The sequence below is a fragment of the Pseudonocardia humida genome, assembly GCF_023898865.1.
In the GTDB taxonomy this organism is placed as follows: Bacteria; Actinomycetota; Actinomycetes; order Mycobacteriales; family Pseudonocardiaceae; genus Pseudonocardia; species Pseudonocardia humida.
This window is the reverse complement of record NZ_JAGSOV010000039.1, coordinates 111,294-130,850: the sequence shown is the minus strand read 5'-3', so window position 1 is coordinate 130,850 and position 19,557 is coordinate 111,294. Positions and strand designations below refer to the sequence as shown.

17 protein-coding genes are annotated in these 19,557 nt (G+C 76.1%); 5 read left to right on the top strand and 12 right to left on the bottom strand.

Going from position 1 to position 19,557, the window contains the following annotated elements:
* Window positions 1-7: 7 nt before the first annotated feature.
* The 6 genes from lipP1 to KDL28_RS18675 all read right to left on the bottom strand — a co-directional run bounded on the left by lipP1 (window position 8) and on the right by KDL28_RS18675 (window position 6,809).
* A complete protein-coding gene (gene lipP1 / locus KDL28_RS18700) occupies window positions 8-940 on the bottom strand; it encodes a LipP1 family hormone-sensitive lipase (protein ID WP_252440390.1) in 933 nt (310 codons plus the stop codon).
* 62 nt (window positions 941-1,002) lie between these two features.
* Entirely contained in the window at window positions 1,003-2,727 is a 1,725-nt protein-coding gene (locus KDL28_RS18695; protein WP_252440388.1) for a flavin-containing monooxygenase, read from the bottom strand.
* A gap of 149 nt (window positions 2,728-2,876) precedes the next feature.
* Complete coding sequence (locus tag KDL28_RS18690; RefSeq protein ID WP_252440386.1) at window positions 2,877-3,581, bottom strand: hypothetical protein; 705 nt, start codon at window positions 3,579-3,581, stop codon at window positions 2,877-2,879.
* An 83-nt stretch (window positions 3,582-3,664) separates the two neighbouring features.
* Window positions 3,665-5,095 carry an amidase gene (locus KDL28_RS18685; protein ID WP_252440384.1) on the bottom strand — a complete coding sequence of 477 codons (1,431 nt, stop codon included), beginning with the start codon at window positions 5,093-5,095 and terminating at the stop codon, window positions 3,665-3,667.
* Window positions 5,088-5,804, bottom strand: a complete 717-nt coding sequence (locus KDL28_RS18680; RefSeq protein WP_252440382.1) for an alpha/beta fold hydrolase — start codon at window positions 5,802-5,804, stop codon at window positions 5,088-5,090. Before KDL28_RS18680 ends, KDL28_RS18685 begins: the two co-directional genes overlap by 8 nt.
* 57 nt (window positions 5,805-5,861) lie before the next feature.
* Window positions 5,862-6,809, bottom strand: coding sequence for a helix-turn-helix domain-containing protein (locus KDL28_RS18675; RefSeq protein WP_252440380.1), 948 nt, complete (start codon window positions 6,807-6,809; stop codon window positions 5,862-5,864).
* Window positions 6,810-6,896: 87 nt separating this feature from the next.
* Between KDL28_RS18675 and KDL28_RS18670 the strand changes: the two genes are divergently transcribed.
* Window positions 6,897-7,058, top strand: coding sequence for an alpha/beta hydrolase (locus KDL28_RS18670; protein ID WP_252440378.1), 162 nt, complete (start codon window positions 6,897-6,899; stop codon window positions 7,056-7,058).
* Window positions 7,059-7,453: 395 nt separating this feature from the next.
* Here KDL28_RS18670 and KDL28_RS18665 read toward each other — a convergent pair whose 3' ends face one another.
* The 3 genes from KDL28_RS18665 to KDL28_RS18655 all read right to left on the bottom strand — a co-directional run bounded on the left by KDL28_RS18665 (window position 7,454) and on the right by KDL28_RS18655 (window position 9,836).
* Window positions 7,454-7,774, bottom strand: coding sequence for an AfsR/SARP family transcriptional regulator (locus KDL28_RS18665; RefSeq protein ID WP_252440376.1), 321 nt, complete (start codon window positions 7,772-7,774; stop codon window positions 7,454-7,456).
* Between the two features lie 133 nt (window positions 7,775-7,907).
* Window positions 7,908-9,176, bottom strand: coding sequence for a sensor histidine kinase (locus KDL28_RS18660; protein WP_252440374.1), 1,269 nt, complete (start codon window positions 9,174-9,176; stop codon window positions 7,908-7,910).
* A 3-nt stretch (window positions 9,177-9,179) separates the two neighbouring features.
* Window positions 9,180-9,836, bottom strand: coding sequence for a response regulator transcription factor (locus KDL28_RS18655; protein ID WP_252440372.1), 657 nt, complete (start codon window positions 9,834-9,836; stop codon window positions 9,180-9,182).
* A 111-nt stretch (window positions 9,837-9,947) separates the two neighbouring features.
* On the opposite strand from KDL28_RS18655, the gene KDL28_RS18650 reads away from it, so the two are divergent.
* From KDL28_RS18650 to KDL28_RS18635, 4 genes are all read left to right on the top strand, one after another.
* Window positions 9,948-10,781 carry a metal-dependent transcriptional regulator gene (locus KDL28_RS18650; protein ID WP_252440370.1) on the top strand — a complete coding sequence of 278 codons (834 nt, stop codon included), beginning with the start codon at window positions 9,948-9,950 and terminating at the stop codon, window positions 10,779-10,781.
* A 31-nt stretch (window positions 10,782-10,812) separates the two neighbouring features.
* A complete protein-coding gene (locus KDL28_RS18645; RefSeq protein ID WP_252440368.1) occupies window positions 10,813-12,555 on the top strand; it encodes an ABC transporter transmembrane domain-containing protein in 1,743 nt (580 codons plus the stop codon).
* The gene (locus tag KDL28_RS18640; RefSeq protein ID WP_252440366.1) at window positions 12,552-14,327 is read left to right on the top strand and encodes an ABC transporter transmembrane domain-containing protein; all 1,776 of its coding nucleotides are present in this window, start codon (window positions 12,552-12,554) and stop codon (window positions 14,325-14,327) included. The genes KDL28_RS18645 and KDL28_RS18640 overlap by 4 nt, the downstream gene beginning before the upstream one ends.
* Window positions 14,328-14,464: 137 nt before the next feature.
* Window positions 14,465-15,469, top strand: a complete 1,005-nt coding sequence (locus KDL28_RS18635) for an iron-siderophore ABC transporter substrate-binding protein (protein ID WP_252440364.1) — start codon at window positions 14,465-14,467, stop codon at window positions 15,467-15,469.
* On the opposite strand, the gene KDL28_RS18630 is transcribed toward KDL28_RS18635, so the two are convergent.
* Genes KDL28_RS18630 through KDL28_RS18620 form a run of 3 tightly spaced genes read right to left on the bottom strand, consistent with a single transcriptional unit; the run spans window position 15,459 to window position 19,545 of the window.
* Complete coding sequence (locus KDL28_RS18630) at window positions 15,459-16,541, bottom strand: methyltransferase (protein ID WP_252440362.1); 1,083 nt, start codon at window positions 16,539-16,541, stop codon at window positions 15,459-15,461. The genes KDL28_RS18635 and KDL28_RS18630 overlap by 11 nt on opposite strands.
* A complete protein-coding gene (locus KDL28_RS18625; RefSeq protein ID WP_308216026.1) occupies window positions 16,538-18,190 on the bottom strand; it encodes a (2,3-dihydroxybenzoyl)adenylate synthase in 1,653 nt (550 codons plus the stop codon). Before KDL28_RS18625 ends, KDL28_RS18630 begins: the two co-directional genes overlap by 4 nt.
* On the bottom strand, window positions 18,187-19,545 hold the full coding sequence (locus tag KDL28_RS18620; protein WP_252440360.1) for a lysine N(6)-hydroxylase/L-ornithine N(5)-oxygenase family protein: 1,359 nt from the start codon (window positions 19,543-19,545) through the stop codon (window positions 18,187-18,189). Before KDL28_RS18620 ends, KDL28_RS18625 begins: the two co-directional genes overlap by 4 nt.
* Window positions 19,546-19,557: the final 12 nt, after the last annotated feature.

Here is a 19,557-nt window from a genome sequence, read left to right as displayed (position 1 = left end):
CGGACCGTCACCCACCGTCCAGCGCGCGGCGGAAGGCGGCGGCGAGGTCGTCGATCATGACGGCGCCGCTGGGCGTGGCGCCGAGGGTCCACGCGAATCCGTGCAGCATGCCGTCGTAGCGCTTCGCGGTGACGTCGACGCTCGCGGTGCGCAGGTTCGCGGCGTAGGCCTCGCCCTCGTCGCGCAGCGGGTCGAACTCGGCGGTGGCCACGAAGGCCGGGGGCAGGCCGACGAGGTTGTCGGCGCGGGCCGGGCAGGCGAACGCGTCCTTGCCGAGTTCCTGGGCGCCCAGGTAGTGCGCCCAGAACCACTGCATGGACCCCTTGGTGAGCAGGTACCCCTCGCCGTTCTGCTCGTAGGACCCGGTCGTGAAGTTGAAGTCGGTGACCGGGTACATCAGCAGCTGCGCGGCGAGGCGGGGACCCTGGCGGTCGCGGGCGGCGATCGCCACGGCCGCGGCCAGGTTCGCACCGGCGCTGTCACCGCAGGTCGCGACGCGCTCGGGGTCGCCGCCCAGCTCGGCGGCGTGCTCGGCGACCCAGGCAGTCGCGGCGAAGCTGTCGTCGAAGGCGGCGGGGTAGACGTGCTCGGGCGCGAGCCGGTAGTCGACCGAGACGACGACCGCACCGGTCCGGTTGGCGATCCGGCGGACCGGGTTGTCGCAGACGTCGAGGTCGCCGATCACCCAGCCGCCGCCGTGGAAGTACACGATGACCGGCTTCGGCCCGTCGCCCGCGGGCGTGTAGACGCGGACCGGGAGGTCCCCGGCGGGACCGGGGATCGTCCGGTCCTCGGTGGCGATCTCCTCGGGCTCGCCCTGCAGGTCGATGAAACCCTTGGCGGCTTCCCGCGCCTGCGGGACGGTCATGTGCTCGAACGGCGGCAGCCCGGCCGCATCGAGCGCGGCGAGCAACTGCTGTGCTTCGGGGTGGAGGGGCATCGTCTTCTCCGATCGTGAGAGGAGCCGGGCATCGGCCGTGCCGGGGCGCAGCGGTCAACCGGTCAGGACGCCGCCGCCGAGACGACGTCGAGGAACTTCGCTCGCGCGACCCCGGTGAACCCGCCGGCGGTGGCCTCGCCGCCCGAGCCCATCGCGAACCCGTCGTAGTCGCGCGCGGCGACCTCGTCGCAGATCTGCCGGTAGGTGCCGACGCCGCCGACGTACGGGTAGAGGTTGCGCGGCTTGCCCGGGATGTTCGCGCCGACCCACCAGGAGTCGGCCCTCGGCAGCAGCGTCATCTGGGTGACCTCGTTGTGGTGGGCCACCCAGTCGTCCTCCGCCTCGGGCATCGGCTCGATCGTGTCGAAGCCCCTCTCCCGCAGGTGGCGCAGGCAGTCGGTGATCCAGTCCACGTGCTGCTCGATGGACACCGGCATGTTGCTCAGCACCGAGGGGCTCTGCGGGCCGGTGATCATGAACAGGTTCGGGAACCCGTGGGTGGCGATGCCCAGGTAGCTGTGCGGCCCGTGCTCCCACTTCTCCTGCAGGCCGAGCCCGTTGCGACCGCGGATGCCGAGCTTGAACAGCGTTCCGGTCATCGCGTCGAAGCCGGTGGCGTAGACGATGATGTCCGCCTCGTACTCCGCGTCCGCCGTGCGGACCCCGGCGGGGGTGATCTCCTGGATCGGCGCCTTCTTCAGGTCCACCAGGGTCACGTTGGACCGGTTGAACGTCTCGTAGTAACCGTTCTCCAGCGGCGGGCGCTTGGTGAAGAACGGGTGGTCGCGCGGCGAGAGCAGCTCGGCGATCTCCGGGTCGGTCACCCGCTCCCGGATGCGGGCCCGGAGGAACTCCGCGGCCGTCTCGTTCGCCTCCTCGTCGAGGAGCAGGTCGTTGAACGTCGTCCCGAGCCGGAACCCGCCGCGCTCCCAGGCCTCTTCGAAGATCCGCTGCCGCTCCTGGTCCGAGACCGACAACGCGGTGCGGTTCGCGGTGTGGTACGGGAACCCGAAGCCCGTCTCCCGCGTGGTCTTCCAGATCTCCCGGTAGTTGTCCTTGATCTTGCGACCGTCCTCGGCGTCCATCGGCCGGTTCCCGCCGGCGATGTCGTAGTTCGCGGTGCGCTGCAGCACGTAGACGTGCGCTGCCTGCTCGGCGATCTCGGGGATGGCCTGCACGGCCGTCGCCCCGGTGCCGATGACGATGACCCGCTTGCCGGTGAAGTCCACACCCTCGTGCGGCCAGACGCCGGTGTGGTACGACTCGCCGCGGAAGCTGTCCCGGCCCGGGAAGTCGGGCAGGTTGGTCGTCGACAGGCACCCGACCGCGGTGATCAGGTACGTCGCGGTGACCTGCCCGCCGTCATCGGTGCGGACCGTCCACCGGCCGGTCGCGTCGTCGTACTCCGCTGCGACGACCTTGGTGCTGAACTGGATGTCCTTGCGCAGGTCGTACCGGTCGGCGACGTGGCGCAGGTAGTTGAGGATCTCCGGCTGGGCGGCGAAGCGCTCGCTCCACGTCCACTCCTGGAGCAGGTCCTCCGACAGCCGGTCGGAGAAGCTGTAGAAGTAGCTCTCCGAGTCGCACCGGGCCCCCGGGTACCGGTTCCAGAACCACGTGCCGCCGACGTCGTCGGCCGCCTCGAACACCCGCGCCGAGAGGCCCAGCGTGTCGCGCAGCCGGTGCAGCATGTACAGCCCGGAGAAGCCGGCGCCGACGACGACCGCGTCGAACTCGCCGCCCGACCTCGCAGGTGCGCTCCGCTGTTCCTGTCTTCCGCCGGTCATGGGCTCTCCTCGTCCGGTCGCCCCGTCGACACAGCCACGACGTGGCGACATGTCCGGATGGACCCCGTTGGAGGCGCTGCGCCGCTCCGAGCCGGAAGCGCTGATCGGCGACGTCGCCCACGGTCCACCTCTTCGTGTCCCGTCACCCATCATGCGGCCGGGGCCGACGCCCCGGGGTGTCCCACATTCGGACACCGCCGCCATCTCGGCGCGGCCGCCGTCGGCAGGTAGTTCTCGTCGAGTCCGAGGGCACGCATCTTCCGGTAGAGGGTGGAGCGCACGATGCCGAGCCGCTCGAGTTCGCGGACGTTGCCGGGCCAGTCCACGGCGGCAAGCGCCCGCAGCGTGCCGGGTAGCAGGCGCGGCACCGGTCGCCGGCAGCCGGACCGCCGCCGCCAGCGCCCGGGGCTGCAACAGCGGATCGACCAACGCCACAGCGGCCCGGTCGAGGTCGCGGCGGCCACAGCCAGGAACAGGCCGATGTGGCGGTCGTCGTCAGGCCCGCCGGCGTCGAGCCGGGCATGCAGCCCGTCGAACACACCGGGCGCCATCGCGCGGGCGGTGAGGGCCGGCGCGCGGGAGCGGGACGAGAAGGGCAACGGGTCGCAGCGACGGACGAGTGCCATGGTCTCGTCGACGGTCTCCGGGAGGGGGCCGTGGTCCTGGCCGAGACGACCGGCTCGGACGGAACCAATCGGTTCGGCATCTACCACATCAGCCTGCGCGAATTCCTGAGCGGCGCGGGCCAGGAGGCCTCGTCCGTGGCCGGGTGGCGCGCCGGAGAGCTGGCGCGCGCCACGCTCGCGGCGCACCGCCGCTTCGCCGACCACTACCTCGACGTCAGACAGCTCCACACCACATCGGGAGGTCCTCGCCTATCAAGATCAATCAGTTCGTGTCGTCACACGACCTCGACCAACGTCTCCGGTCAGTACATCTAGCGGTCCGACGCGTCGGGTCGGGGCCGTTCCAGCGCGTGGGCGAGGCGCAGCACTGTCGCGTCGGCGCCCTGGGCCGCGGCCAGCTGCACCCCGACCGGGACCCCGTCGTGGGTCCCCCACGGCAGGCTTATCGCCGGCCCACCGGTGACGTTGAACAGGCCGGTGAACGGCGCGAACCGGAAGATCTCGGCGAACAGCTCGGCCGCGGGACGGTCCGTGTGCAGCGCCCCCAGCGGCGGCGCGGGGTGCGCGGTGGTCGGGGTGAGCAGCACGTCGAAGCCGGCCAGCGCCGTCGAGAGGTCCCGGCCCAGCCGGTGCAGCGCCGCCACCGCCCGCACGTGGTCGGCCGCCGACGTGCCGCGGCCCCGGTCGACCAGGTCGGCGACGGCCGGCTCCAGCTCGCCGGGTTCGGCGCGCCGCCCCCGGGCGCGCTCGCGGTCCTCGACCAGCGCGGCCACGTGCCCGGCCACCACGGCGCCGATCACCGGGCCGAGGGTGGCCGCGACGGCGGGCAGCCGGGTCGGTTCGACCCGGTGCCCCAACCCGCGCAGGGTGTCGGCGGCGGCGAGGGCGGCGTCCCGGCAGGCCGGGTGCACCGCGGATCCGTCGGCCGGCGCGTCGACCAGCCCGATCCGCATCGGCGGGGGCGGCGGCAGCGAGTCCAGCCGCACCGGCGGCCGCGGGTGGGCGTCGCCGGTCGCGGCACCGGAGGTCACCCCGAGCAGCACCGCCGAGTCCCCCACCGACCGGGTGATCACGTGCTCGTGACCCAGCCCGTCCCAGCCGTCGTGGCGGAACGGGCCGGTCGGGTTCAGCTGGCGCGTCGGCTTGAACCCCACGACCCCGCACCAGGCCGCCGGGATGCGGATCGAGCCCCCGCTGTCGGTGGCGTGCGCGAACGGCACGAGCCCCGCGGCGACCGCGGCCGCCGATCCCCCGCTGGACCCGCCGGCCGAGCGCGTCGGGTCGTGCGGGTTGCGCGTCGGGCCCCACAGCCGCGGTTCGGTGGTGGCGTTGAGGCCGAGCTCGGGGCTGTTGGTGCGGCCCAGCAGCACCGCCCCGGCCGCCAGCAGGCGCGCCACCACCGTCGACGTGCCCGGCGAGGGGCAGCCGGCGAACAGCCGGCTCCCGCGCGCCAGCGCCAACCCCGCGACCTCCGTGTGCAGGTCCTTGACCAGGAACGGCACTCCGCGCAGCGGGCCGTCGGGCAGCCCCGCCCCGACCGCGGCCCGCGCGCCGTCGGCGTCGAGCAGGACCACCGCGTTGAGCTGCGGATCGCGCTCCGCGATGCGCCGCAGGGCCGCGTCCACCAGCGCCTCCGCCGCGACCGCACCCGCCCGGACCGCCGCCGCGATCGCGGGGACCGGGCCGTCGAGCAGCGCGTCGGCGACCGAGCCGGTCGCGGAGCCGGACGCGGGGTCAGTCACGACCGGCCTCGACCAGCTTGGTCGCCAACCCCGCCGGGTCGGTGAACAGCACCTCGTGCCCCCCGGGCATCTGCACCAGGCGGAAGGCGCCCAGCCGCTGCGACTGCCCGGGGTGCCAGCTGAACTCGGTCGCGGGGAACACGTTGTCGTCGACGGCGTGCAGGTAGGACCGCGGCACCGCGAGCTCGGCGAACCCAATGAGGTCGACGGGTTCGGCCGCGCGCGCCAGCGGCTCGGGCGTCATCCGGGCGAACGCCGCCAGCGCCGTGGCCAGGTCGGCGTCGTTGGTCAGCGCGTCGCGGAAGAACGCGAACGGCAGCGACAGGGTGCCGTCGGGCGCGGCGAGCTCGCCGAAGGCGGCGGCGGCGCTCGGCGGCACGTGGTCGAACAGCGAGCGCCCGTGCTCGACGACGTAGGCGTTGTGGAAGACGAGCCGGCGCAACCGGTCGGGCACGGCGAGCGCGACCTTCTGCACGACCAGGCCCCCGAAGCTGTGGCCGACCAGCACGACGTCGCGCAGGTCGGCCGCCACCAGCAGGTCCGTGACCGCGGCGCACGTCTCGTCCAGCGTCACGTCGCGCTTCGCGTCCGCTCCATTGCCCGGCAGCGTCGGGGCGTGCACCTCGTGCCCGGCATCGCGCAGATGGGCCGCGACGCCGTCCCAGCAGCTGCCGTCGTGCCACGAACCGTGCACCAGGACGAACCTCATGACCGTCTCCTCCGCGTTCGACGGGGTGACGCTAGGGCCGCGGCAGGCCAGCGACGATCAGCTCCGACGCAGGTGGTGAGCAGATCCGTGGCGGGCCCGGTACTCCGCGGGCGACAAGGCGTACCGCGCGCGGAACGCCGTGGCCAGGTGCGAGCCGCCGGCGAACCCGTACCGCGCGGCCAGCTCGGAGACCCCGGGCCCCGGAGCGGGACCGGTCAGGTCGCGGGCGACGGCCTCGACCCGGCGCCTGCGCACCATCGCGGCGACCGTCTCCTCGCCGGCGCGGAACGCCCGGTGCAGGGTGCTGGGCGAGAGGTGCAGGCACGCGGCCAGCCATCCCGGGCCGAGGTCGGGGTCGCGCAGGTGCCGGTCGACCAGGCGCAGGGCGGCCGCCCGCACCGCGGCCCGCGGATCCGCCACGGGCTCGGCCGCCGCCCGGACGGCCACCCCCAGCGCCCCCTCCACGACCTCGGCGAGGTCGGCGACGTCGGCCGGGGTGGCCGCCGCCGCGGCGGCCTGCACCGCGTCCAGGGCGGGTGCGAGCAGCGCCCGGCCCGCCGCGGGCAGGGCCAGGCCGCGCAGCGGGCCGGAGACGGCCAGCCCGAGCCGCAGCGCACCCGGCGCGTCCAGCGCCACGAACACGACCTCCACCCGCTCGGGGTAGGTGACCTCGAAGGCGGCGTCACCGGGGATGAGCACGAGGTGGTCGGGGTCGACCGGCGCGCTCACCCCGCCCCCGGCGATCTCGCCCCGCGCGCCGCGGCCGAGCAGCAGGAAGGCCGCGCCGTCCGGACGGGCGGGCGATCCCACCGGCCGCACCGAGCGCATGGGCGGCGCGGAGGCCCGGACCAGCTGGACGGACCCGAGGTCGACCGAGGTGACCGAGGCGGTGAAGCGGTGCGGATCGGGGGTCTGCAGGCGCTGGGGCACCAGCGCGTCGGCGACCGCGGCGCCCATCGCGTCCAGCCCGGACGCACCGGTGAACCGGGACTCGACCGCCAGCACGAACCGATGGTCCCCCAGCCGGCGCAGCAGGGGAAGACGAGGCGCCGGCGGGCCGCTGATCGTGTCCCGAGGTCCGGCGACCACTCGATGACCGCACAGGCAGAAGACCTGGAAGCCGTGCTGCGCGCCGTCGTGCCGGACGGCGCGAAGGCGGCCGTCCTCGGCAGCAGTCTCGGGGGCGGGATCATCCGCGCCCACGCGCAGCACTTCGGCGACGAGCGGGTCGCCGCAGCCGTCCTCGACGTCTGATTCTGGGCGTTCGCTGACCTGCCCGTCAGCGCCGGAAACGGCGGTTGAACTGCGGAGACGTCTTCCAGCGTCGTCCACGGTCAACCGCCGTCTTCGTCCTCATGTGCCACAGGTGTGCCACAGATCATCCAATGTGGACACGGGAATGATCATGCCGATCGGCTTGCCGAAGACTCAGCGAACCCTTGACCCGCCACCAGAGCGATCAACGGGACAGCGGACCGGGCCCCGAGCCGGGCATCGTCGTAGCTGATCATCAACATCGCGCTGGACCCCCCTGGTCCACCGCGACCGCCCACCATCGCGGTCCTACAGGCCGGAGGCGTCGCCCGACACCTCGCAGCCGTCGCGCCCACGGCCGGCGACGTGCGCTTCCGCCCCGAGGACGGTCCTTGTCAGCGTTGCTGCGTGCCGTCCACGAGCTGGTGGCCGTTGCTCTGCTTGAGCAGCACCGACGGGGCCGTGCCTGCGGGCCGGTCCGGCTCGAGCTGCTCGCGGAGGCGGAAGACGTGCGAGTCGAGCGTGCTCCACGCCCCGGTCGAGGCCTCCTCGCCCCACAGCGCGTCGATGAGCGCATCGACCGGCCCCACGCGGTTCGCGTTCATGGCCAGCGACGCCAGGACCACCGCCATCTGACGGCCGCGGATCCGCGAGCGGGACCCGTCGACCGACAACTCCAGCGGACCGAGGTCGTGCACGCCCACAGCGGAGACCACCGATCATGCCTCCGCGCGCTGTCGCGGGGACCGCCGACGCGCGGACGCGGCGAGCCGGGCGGGCGGCGGGCGCACGGCCGACCCGCGGGCCCGGAAGCGACGAGTGAGCAGAAGCACGGCCAGGGTGAGCGGGTCAGGTCCGTTCCCCGGATCGCTGCCACGGGCGGTCGTCGCCGGGGACCGACACCGAGACCGTCGTCCCCACGCCGGGGGCGCTGCGGATGTGCAGACGCCCGCCATGGTCCCGGACGACCCGGCGGACGAGCACCAGGCCGATGTGGCCGTCGCCGGCGGGCCGGTCCGCGGGGATGCCCCGACCGTCGTCGGCGACCACGAGCTCGGCCGTCCCGTCGGCGGACGAGGTGACGCGGACGCGCACCTGCTCGGCGGCGGCGTGCCGCAGCGCGTTGCGCACCAGCTCGCCCGCGACCCGGTGCAGCAGGACCGCGAGGTCGTCGCCCAGCTCGTGGTCGAGGCATACGTCAACGGTGATCCCCGGGGCCTCCCCCGCCACCTGCGCCCGCAGTTCCGCGGCCAGCCCGGTCAGCGCGGTCGCCAGGTCGCCGTCCAGCGGGGTCGGCGGGAGCAGACCGTCGAGCAGGGCCCGTAGCCGGCGCAGCTCGCCGGCCAGGACGTCGCGGACGTGGTCGAGCAGCGCCACCGACGACGGTGCCCCGGCCGGGAGCCCGGACCCCCGCGCGGCCTCGATCAGCAGGCTCGCGCCGGCGAGCTGCGGGATGACCCCGTCGTGCAGGTGGCGGGCCAGCTCGTGGCGGCTGTGCTCGGCCGCGGCCAGGCCGTAGCGCCGCACCGCCTGCTGCTCGGCCCGCTCGCGCTGCGCCCGGCGCGCCAGCCGCACCGTCAGCGGCAGCGTCCCCACCGCCAGCAGCACGAGCCCGCCCAGCAGCGGCACCAGGACCTCGGCCGCCGTCCGCCAGACCGTCCCGGCCTCGTCGACGGGGACGTGGACCTCGAGGCGGGCCGGGTTCCCGCCGGCGTCGCGGAAGCCGAGGCAGACCTCCAGCAGCGCCGCGGCCGGCGGGGCCTCGAACCGGTGCTCGGCGTCGGCGGGCGCCGCCAGCACCACCGCCTGGCCGGCGCGCTCCGTCCAGACCTCGACCCGCCGGACCATCCCGCTGCCGAGCAACGGCGCCAGCTCCCGGGTCAGCTCCGGGCGCACCGGGTCGACCGGCCGGCCGAAGTCGAAGCGCGACAGGGGCACGACGACGGCGGCGGCGACCTGGCGGGCGACCCGTTCGGCCGACCGGTACGCCTCCTGCCGGGCGGCGCGGACCACGCCGAGCGCGACCAGCCCGCAGACCACCGCGACCACCAACACGGTGAGGGCCAGGTGCCGGGCCAGCGCCGCGCGCGTCCCGCCCCCGTCCGGTCGCGGCGCCACCGCTCAGCGGCGCGGGCCGACGGTGACCAGGCCGAGGCGCTGGGCGGTCACCACCGCGCCCAGCTGGTTCTGCGCGCCCAACTTCGCCAGTACGGCCTTGATGTGGCCGCGCGTCGTGTGCACGGACAGACCGAGCTCCCCGGCGATCCGGGTCGCGTCCAGTCCCGCGCCCAGCCCGCGCAGCACCTCGTGCTCGCGGTGGGTCAGCCGCACGGCCGCCTCCGCCGCGGGTGGAACGTCCACCACGGGGTGCTCGGCGTCGGCGGCGCGCAGGGCGGCGAGGATGCGCTCGAGCGGGGCGTCCTTGCCCAGGAACCCGACCGCCCCCGCGGCCAGCGCGCGCTGGGCCAGCTCGGGGCGCGGGTGCGCGGTCAGCACGATGACCCGCACCGCGGGGCGCCGGGCCCGCAGTGCCGCGACGACGTCGAGGCCGTCGGCGTCGGGCAGGACCAGGTCGACCACGGCGGCGGCGACGTCGACGGCGCCGGCCCGGGCCAGCCCGTCGCGGGCGGAGTGGGCCACGGCCGCGCAGCGCAGGCCCGGCTGCAGATCGAGGCTGATGCGCAGGGCGTCGGTGAAGACGCGGTGGTCGTCGACCAGCAGGACCGGCAGCGGTGGGCCGGGCGGGCCGGTGGCGTCCGGGGCCCGCGCGGTGTCCACCCCCCAATCCTAGGGATCCAGGCAGTGGCTATGGAAGGTTAGCCTGCCCTTAGAAGATCGTCCGACCGCCGCCTCGCCCGCGAACGGAACGCCTTTGTGGCCGCACCAGCGATGACAGCGCACGACCCCCTGCACCGCGCCCGCTCCGGCGGGTTCCTCGACGCCACCCAGATGTACCTGCGCGAGATCTACGAGCTGGAGGAGGAGGCCGGGCTCGCCCCCCGGCAGAGCGCGCTGACCCGACGGCTCGGGCTCAGCCGCAGCTCGGTGAGCCAGCACCTCGCCCGGATGGCGCACGACGGGCTGGTGTCCACGACCCCGCGCGGCCACGTGCGCCTCACGCCCGCCGGCCGTGCGGCGGCGACCGTCGTCGTGCGCAAGCACAGGCTGGCCGAGCGGCTGCTGGTCGACGTCGTCGGCCTGGAGTGGGAGCTGGCCCACCGGGAGGCCTCCCGGTGGCAGCACGTGCTCGGCGACCGGGTGGAGCGCAAGCTGCTGGGGCTGCTGGCCGATCCGCGGATCTCGCCGTTCGGCGATCCCGTCCCGGGCCTGGACGAGCTCGACCCGGCGCTGGGCGCTCCCGGACCCGGCGGGCCGGTGGTCGAGGCGCCGTTCGCCCGCCTGGAGGACGTCGCCCGCGGCGGGGGCGGGCGGGTGGTCGTCTGCCGGCTGTTCACCCGGCTGCAGGACGACCCCCGCCAGCTGGTCCGGTTGCGGGGCGCCGGGGTCGTGCCCGGGGGCGCGGTCGAGGTCGCCGCGCTCGCGGCGGACGAGCACGAGGTGCGCACGACGTCGGCGGCCGGGGTGCTGGCGCTGGGCGCCGGGGCGGCTCGGTCGATCCTGGTCGTGCGGGTGCCGCCCGGTGTCCCGAGCGGGGATCCGGCCGGGGCGCGAACCACCCGTCCCGAGGCTCGCTCGCCGACTCGCCCGTGTGATATCCCTTAGCCTCCTTAGCCTTACCTAATCCCGACCCCCGATGCCCGACCCCGACGGACAGGAGGTGGCGGTGGGCGAGATCGCCACCCCCGTCCGGCCCACCGCCGACGGCCGCGGCGTGCTGCGCGCGGCGCTGCGGTCACGCCGCGCGGCGCTCGCCGGCAGCTCGGTCCTGGCCTGCCTGCACCAGACCGGTGAGGCGCTCGTGCCGGTGCTCATCGGGGTCGTGGTCGACCGCGCGGTCGACGGCGGCTCCCCTGCCGAGCTGGCCGGTTGGCTCGCGGTCCTGGCCGCGGACTTCGTCCTGCTCTCGGGCAGCTTCCGGTGGGGCTCGCGGCTGGGCCAGCGCACGGCCGAGCTCGTCGCGCACGACCTGCGCGGTGCGCTCGTGCGGAAGGTGCTCGACCCGGGTGGTGGGGCGCGGAACGGGCTGCTGTCCGGCGAGGTGTCGTCGATCGCCGTGCAGGACGCCAGGCGGGTCGGCGCCCTGCACATGATGCTGCCGCTCGCGGTCGCCGCGGTCGCCGCGATCGCGGTCAGCGCCGTCGCGCTGCTGTGGTCGTCGGTCGTGCTGGGCGCGCTCGTGCTGCTGGGCACTCCCCCGCTGCTGTGGGCGACCCGGCGGATGGCCCGGCCGCTGGAGGCGGGCAGCGCCGCCGAGCAGCAGGACGCGGCCCTGGCCTCCGCGGTGGCCACCGACCTGGTCCGCGGTCTGCGGGTGCTGCGCGGGATCGGGGCCGAGGACGCCGCCGTGGCCCGCTACGCGGTGGCCAGCCGCCGCTCGCTCGGCGCGGCGGTGCGGGCCGGACGCGCCGGGGCCCTGCTCGACGGCGGGGTGCAGGCCGCGACCGGGCTGTTCATCGCGCTGGTCGCCGGGGTCGGCGGCTGGCTGGCGCTGTCCGGGTCGGTGTCGATCGGCGGGTTGATCGCCGCGGTCGGGCTGGCGCAGTTCCTGCTCGGCCCGCTGACGATGGTCGCCTTCGTCAACGCCGGCATCGCCCAGGCCCGCGCCTCCGCCGAGCGGATCGCCGCGGTGCTCGCCCGGCCCGCCGAGGTCGACACGCCCGAGGGGGACGGGCCGCTGCCCGACGCGCACCGGGGCCGCCGGCTGGAGCTGCGGGCCGTCGCCACCGCTCACCTGCCCGCCCTGGACCTCGCGGTCGGGCCGGGCGAGATCGTCGGGCTGGTCGCCGAGCCGTCGGCCGCGCAGGACCTGGTCGCGGTCCTGGGCCGCGAGCTGGACCCCCGGCACGGCGAACTGCGGCTCGACGGCGTGCCGGCGGGCCGGCTGCCGGTGACGGACTTCCGCCGGGAGGTCCTCGTCGAGCGGCACGACGGCGTGCTGTTCCGGGGTCCGGTGCGCGAGAACGTCGCCGCCGGTCGGGCCCGCCCCACGGCCCCGGCCATGGCCGCCGCCGCGGCCGACGAGGTGGTCGACGCGCTGCCCGACGGGGCCGACTCCGACGTCGGCGAGCGCGGGCAGGCCCTGTCCGGCGGGCAGCGCCAGCGCGTCGCGCTGGCCCGGGCGCTGGCCGCCGACGCCCCCGTCCTCGTGCTGCACGAGCCGACCACGGCCGTCGACTCGGTCACCGAGGCCCGGATCGCGGGAGGCGTGCGGGGCCTGCGGGCCGACCGCACCACCCTGCTGGTCACGTCGAGCCCGACGCTGCTCGCGGCCACCGACCGCGTCGTGCTGGTCCTGGCCGACGGCACGACCGCGCACGGACGGCACGCCGAGCTGCTGGAGCGGCACGCCGCCTACCGCGCGGTGGTGTCCCGGTGACCGGCGTGCTGCCCACCGCCGACGGGCCCGCGACGCGGCGGACGGTGCGCCGCGTGCTGCGCGGCGACCGGTTGCGCGCCGGCGCGGCAGCCGCGGTGCTGGTCGCGGCGACCGCGGTGGGCCTGCTGACCGCCCCCCTGCTGGGCGCGATCGTCGACGCGGTCGTCGCGGGCGGCCCGCGGGAGGGCGTCGTCCTGCTCGCGCTGGCGATCGGCGGGGTCGCGCTGCTGCACGGGGCCGCGACGGCGCTCGGGCAGGCCCAGCTGGTCGCGGCCGGCGAGGCCGCGCTGGCCCGGCTGCGGGAGGCGTTCGTGGCCACCGCGCTGCGGCTGCCCCTGGCCCGCGTGGAGACCGCCGGCAGCGGCGACCTCACGGCGCGCGCCGCGCACGACATCGCCATGGTCCAGGAGGTGGTGCGGCGCTCGCTGCCGGCGTTCCTGCGCGCGGTGCTCACGATCGTGCTGACCCTCGTCGGTCTGCTGGTGCTGGACTGGCGCTTCGCCCTGGCCGCGCTGCTGGCGGTGCCGATCCAGCTGCTGGCCGCGCGGTCGTTCGTCCGGCGCGCGGTGCCGCTCTACGCGCGCCAACGGGTCGCGACCGGCGAGCTGCAGCAGCAGCTCCTGGACACCGTGGGCGGGGCGCGCACCGTCGTGGCGCACGGCCTGCAGGACCACCACACCGACCTGGTCGACCGGCGGTCCGGGCGCGCGGTCGAGCTGACCGTGCGCGGGATCGTGCTGGTCAACGGGCTGTTCGGGCGGCTGAACACCGCGGAGTTCGTCGGCCTGGCCGCGGTGCTGGCGACGGGCTACCTGCTCGTCCGCGACGGAACAGCGACCATCGGCTCGGCGACGGCGGCGGCACTGTACTTCCACGCGCTGTTCGCGCCGGTCAACGTGGCGCTGGGGCTGCTCGACGAGGCCCAGACCGCGGCGGCCGGCCTCGCCCGGCTCGCCGGCGTCGTCGGCAGCGGGGACGCCGAGGCCGACGCGGGGGACGACACCACCGCGAGGCCCGCCGACCCGCGCGGGGACCGCCCGGACGGGCCGCCGCGCATCACCGCGACCGGGCTCGGCCACGCCTACCGGCCCGGCCACCCCGTGCTCGTCGACGTCGACCTGGACGTCCCACCGGGCGGCAGGGTCGCGGTCGTCGGCGCCAGCGGGGCAGGCAAGACGACCCTCGGCCGGCTCGTGGCCGGGGTGCAGCCCCCCACCGCCGGGCGCGTCCTGGTCGGCACGGACGCGCCCCGGACCGGGGAGTCCGTCGCGCTGCTCACCCAGGAGGTGCACGTCTTCGCCGGCCCGCTGGCCGACGACCTGCGGCTGGCCCGGCCGGCGGCCACCGACGCCGAGATCGAGGCCGCGATCGAGGCCGTGGGCGCCGCCGGGTGGGTGGCGGCCCTGCCCGACGCCGCGGCCACCGTCGTCGGCGAGGGCGGGCACGCGCTCACCGCGGCCCAGGCCCAGCAGCTGGCCCTGGCCCGGCTGCTGCTGGCCGCCCCGCCGGCGGCCGTGCTCGACGAGGCGACCGCCGAGGCCGGCAGCGCGGCCGCCGGCGTCCTGCGCGCGGCGACGGCCGCCGCGCTCGCCGGCCGCACCGCACTGGTGATCGCCCACCGGCTGGACCAGGCCGCTGCGGCCGACCACGTCGTCGTCCTCGACGGCGGGCGCGTGCTCGAGGCCGGCGCGCACCTCGACCTGCTCACCCGGGGCGGCCCCTACGCCGAGCTCTGGGGCGCGTGGTCGGCGACCGCCGCCCCGGCCCGGTAGCCGCACCCCCTCCGACCCCCGTACCTCCCACCGCGGACCGGCACCCGCTCCCGCGACACCTCACATCGGAGACGACCATGGCAGTTCCGACGGCGACAGTTCCGACCGCGCATCCCCGGCGGCGAGGACTCGTCGCGGTGGCGGTGGCGGTGACGGCCGCCGCCGCCCTGCTCGCCGGCTGCGGGCAGGGCGGCGGCCAGGACAGCGGGCAGGGCGCGCCCGCCCCCGCGGAGACCGCGGCCGCCCCCTCCGCGGCCAGCGCCTTCCCGGTCACCGTGGCGGGCAAGGAGGGCACCGCGACCATCCCGGCCCAGCCCGAGCGGGTCGTCACCGTCGGGCTGCAACGCGACACCGACATCGCCCTCGCCCTCGGCGTGACCCCGGTCGGGATGGCCAAGGCCGCCTCGTTCCCCAGCGGCGTCGCGCCCTGGGTGGAGCCGGTGCTGGCCGGCGAGCAGCCCGAGCTCGTCGACATGACCAGCGGCCAGCCGCCGCTGGAGTCGATCGCCGCGCTGGACCCCGACGTGATCCTGGCCGTGGACGACTACGCCCTCGCCGAGCACTTCGAGCAGCTCTCCCAGATCGCCCCCACGGTCTCCTACGCCGAGGCGCAGAACACCGACACCTGGCAGGAGAGCACCCAGCGGATCGCCACGGCGCTCGGCGTCGAGGACAAGGCCGCCGGGGTGATCGCCGATGCCGAGGCCGCGGTCCGCGACGCCGCCGCGGCCAACCCCGGCCTGGCCGGCAGGACGTTCAGCTTCAGCGTCGTCTACTCGGGCACCGTCTACACTGTCCTGGGCTCCGACGCGGCCGCGACCGTGCTGACCCAGCTGGGGATGGAGCTGGCCCCCGCCGTCGCCGCGCTGCCCGAGTCGACCACCAAGGGCCGCGCCCAGGTGAGCGAGGAGCAGATCTCGACCCTGGACGCCGACGTGGTCATGGTCAGCTACGCCACCCCAGCCGACCAGGCGGCGCTGGAGGCGAACCCGCTGTTCCAGCGGCTGAGCGCGGTCTCCTCGGGCGCCTACTTCCCGCTGGACTTCAACGTGGGTGTCGCCCTGGCGTTCCCGTCGCCGCTGGCGACCCCCTACGCCGTGGAGGGGATCGTCCCGCCGCTGAAGCAGGCCCTCAAGCTCTGAGCCCCGGCCCGGTGGGGGCGGCGCGGCAGGTCAGGATGCTCCCGCGCCACCCCGCCGGGTCGATCCGCTCCAGCACCAGCCCGGCCGCGCCCAGCAGGACCCGCCACTCCGCGGCGGTGCGCTCGTGCCCGGGCAGCAGCATCCCCATCATCAGGTCGTAGGCCATCGTCCAGCCGCTGTCGCGGCCCAGCACCAGCTCGACGACCTGCAGCCGGCCGTGCGGGGGCAGCGCGGCGCGGACCGCGGTGAGGATGCGCAGCGCCGACCCGTCGTCCCAGTCGTGCAGGACCCGGGCCAGCAGGTAGCGGTCGGCCCCGGCCGGGACCGCGGTGAAGAAGTCGCACTCCTGCAGCCGGACGCGCCCGATCACGCCGGCGGCGTCGAGGACCCGCGCGGCGCCGGGCAGGACGTGCGGCTGCTCGGCGAGCACCGCGCGCAGGTGACGGTGCCGGTCGAGCAGGGCTGCGAGCAGGCTGCCGTTGCCCCCGCCCACGTCGACCACGCTGCCCACCCCGGCCCAGTCCTGCTCGACGACGGCGGCCCGGACCGCGGCGAGGGTGGCGGCCATGGCGGCGTCGAAGGCGGCGCCGGCGGCCGGGTCGCCGGCGAAGTGGGCGAAGAAGTCCCGGCCGTTCTCCCGCTCGAACGGCGCCCCTGCGCGCCCCGAGCGCAGCAGTTCGGGGAGGTGGCGGGCGGAGGGCACCACGTGGTCGACGACGTACTCGACGTAGGCCCGGGCCGAGCCGGGCACGCCGGCGCGCAGCCCGTGGCCCCACGCGCTGAGCGCGAACCGGCCGTCGGCGGTCTGCACCAGGGCCCCGGCCTCGGCGAGGCAGCGCGCCAGGCGCAGCATCGCCCGCGGCTCGGCGCCGCACGCCGCGGCCAGTTCCCCGGCGCTCAGCGCGCGCTCGCCCAGCGCCTCGGGCAGCCCGGCGGCCAGCGCGGCGCGCAGCGCGTGGGTGCGCACGAACCCCATCAGGCAGTCCATCAGCGCGGCCGGACCGGGGTCGGCGTCCGGGTGCGCCGTCGGCTCCCGGGGCAGCGCCCGGGCCGCCGCGGATCCGGCGCTCACCGGCGCACCGCCGCGCGGGCGTAGCGGTCGACCAGGGCCCGCTTGTCGGGCTTGCCCACCGCGGTCAGCGGCAGCGCGCGCTGGCACACCACCCGGTCCGGCAGCTTGAACCGGGCCAGCCCGCGCCGGCCGAGGAACCGGGTGACGTCCTTGGAGCGGGGCTCGGGCGCGCCCTCGGCGAGCACCAGCACCGCGCACACGACCTCGCCCAGCACGTCGTCGGGCAGGCCGACCACGGCGACGTCGACGACGTCGGGGTGGTCGAGCAGGTGCTCCTCCAGCTCGGCGGCCGACACGTTCTCCCCACCCCGGTTGATCACGTCCTTGATCCGGCCCTCGACGACCAGGTGCCCCGACGGCAGCACCCGCACCAGGTCGCCGGTGCGGTAGAAGCCGTCGGGGGTGAACGCCCGGGCGTTGTGCTCGGGGGCGCGGTAGTAGCCGCGCAGCGTGTAGGGGCCGCGGGTCCACAGCTCGCCGGTCGCGCCCGGGGCGACGTCGGTGCCGTCCGGGCCGACGACCCGGACCTCGTCGGCCGGCGAGATCGGCCGCCCCTGGGTCGCCCGGACCAGCTCGGGCGGGTCGTCGGGGCGGGTGTAGGCGAGCAGGCCCTCGGCCATGCCGATGCCCTGGATCAGCGCGCACCCGAGGTCGGCGCCGACCCGGTCGGCCAGGGACGGGTCGAGCCGGGCCCCGCCGACCAGCAGCAGCCGCAGCGCGCTGCGGGCGCGCCCGGACCAGTCCCCGGCGGCGTCGGCCCACAGCCGGACCAGCGGCGGGACCAGCGCGGTCACCGTGACCGGCTCCCGCTCCAGCAGCGGGAAGACCGCGTCGGGCGTCGGTGTGCGGGTCAGCACGACCGTGCCGCCGACGGCGAGGGTGCCCAGGATCCCCGGGCAGCACAGCGGGAAGTTGTGCCCGGCCGGCAGGCAGACCAGGAAGGCGTCGGCGGCGGTGAAGCCGCAGACCCGCGCCGCGGCCAGCGCGTTGTAGGCGTAGTCGCGGTGGGTGCGCGGGATCAGCTTGGGCGCCCCGGTGGTGCCGCCGGACACGAGCAGCAGCGCGACCTCGGCCGCGTCGGGCACGGGCAGCGGGTCGGTGGCCGCGGTTGCGCCGACGAGGTCGGTGTACGGGGTCGCCCCGCCGGGGTCGCCCACGACCACGACCAGGTCGAACCCGGGCACGGCGGCGCGCACCTGCTCGGCCAGCGCCCGGTGGTCGAAGCCCTGGAACCGGTCGGGCACCACGCAGCCCACGGCCTCGGACAGCCGGGCGAGGTGCTCGACCTCCGAGCGCCGGTGCGCCGGGAGGACCAGCACCGGTACCGCGGCGCAGCGCAGCAGCCCGAACAGGACGGTGACGAACTCGGCGCAGTTGGGCAGCTGCACGAGCACCCGGTCGCCGGGCGCGACGCCGCCTGCGGCGAACCCCCGGGCCACCGCGTCGGCCTCGCGGTCCAGCTCGGCGTAGCTGAGCCGGCGGTCGTCGGCGACCACGGCGGTCGCTCCGGGCGACCGGGCCGCCCACTCCCGCAGCAGCTCGCCCAGGGACCGTTCACCCCAGTACCCCTCGGCGACGTAGCGCCGCACGGCCTCGTCGGGCCAGGGGGTGAAGGCACCGGCCGGCAGCCGCGACACGGGGGCGCTCACCGGGCCCGCCCGTTGCGCGCCGGCCCCTCGGGGACGGTCACCAGCTCGTCCAGGTCGCGCGCGGCCTGCGCGCGGTGGCCCTCGACGAGCGCCCGGGCGATCTCCCCGGCCCGCACCGCCACGTTGGACAGCAGCGACGAGCCGATGCCGTGGGTGTGCTCGGTGGCGCCGTGCACGAACACGCGCCGGGGCGCGTCGGGGAGCGCGTCCTCGTCGAGCAGCCGGTAGTCACGGGAGATCGCGAGCCGGCCGAGCGCGTCGCGGCGCCACCGCGGGCCGGACCCGAAGAAGCGGGCGGGGTCGCCGGAGCGGTAGCCGGTGGCGAACACGACCGCGTCGGCGGCCAGTGCCGTCTCCTGCCCGTCCAGGTCCGACCGGACCACGACCCGGACCCCGTCGTCGCCGCGGTGCAGGGCGGTGACCGCCGAGACGTTGCGGAACCGCAGCCGCTCGCGGCCCTCGACCCGCTCGGCGTAGTGCCGGTCGTGCAGCGACCGGATCAGCTCGGGGTCGACCACCGAGTAGTTGGTGTTGCGGTGGTCGGCCATCAGCCGGTCCTTCGTCGGCTGCGGGGCGTCGAAGTAGTCGTCGACCCCGCGCGGGTCGAAGATCCGGTTGGCGAACGGGCTGTCGTCGGCCGGGCTGAAGCCGTAGCGGGCGAACACCGAGCAGACCTCCGCCGACGGGAAGCTGCGGTGCAGGTAGTCCACCGACTCCGCGGCGCTCTGCCCGGCGCCGACGACCACGAACCGCCGCGGCCGGGTGCCGGCCAGCGCGCGGACCCGGTGCACGAGGTCGCAGTTGTGCCAGACCCGGTCGTCGAGGTCGACCCCGGGCGGCAGGTGCGGCGCGAGCCCGGTCCCCACGACCACGTCCCGCGCGAGGTAGCGGGCCTCGCCGTCGGGGGTGGCCGCGTGCACCTCCCACCGCGCGGCGGCCCCGGTGCCGACCGGGCGGACTCCGCGCACCTCCGTGCCGTAGCGGACCCGCTCGGCGACACCGGCCGCGGCCCACTCCAGGTAGTCGTGGAACTCCAAGCGGGTGGGGAAGAAGTTCTGGGTGTTGATGAACTCGCTCATCCGGCCGCGGTCGTGCAGGTAGGACAGGAAGCTGTAGCGGCTCCAGGGGTTGCGCAGGGTGGCCAGGTCCTTGAGGAAGGAGACCTGCATGCGGGCGTCCTCGATCAGCATGCCGCGGTGCCAGCCGAAGGCCGGCTGCCGCTCCAGGAAGACCGCCCGCGGGCCGTCCGGGTTGCCGGCGTCCTCGGCCAGGGCGATCGCCAGGGCCAGGTTGGACGGCCCGAAGCCGATCCCGAGCACGTCGACGATCTGCGTTGCGGTCGTGGTGGTGGCCACCGTGTTCCTTCC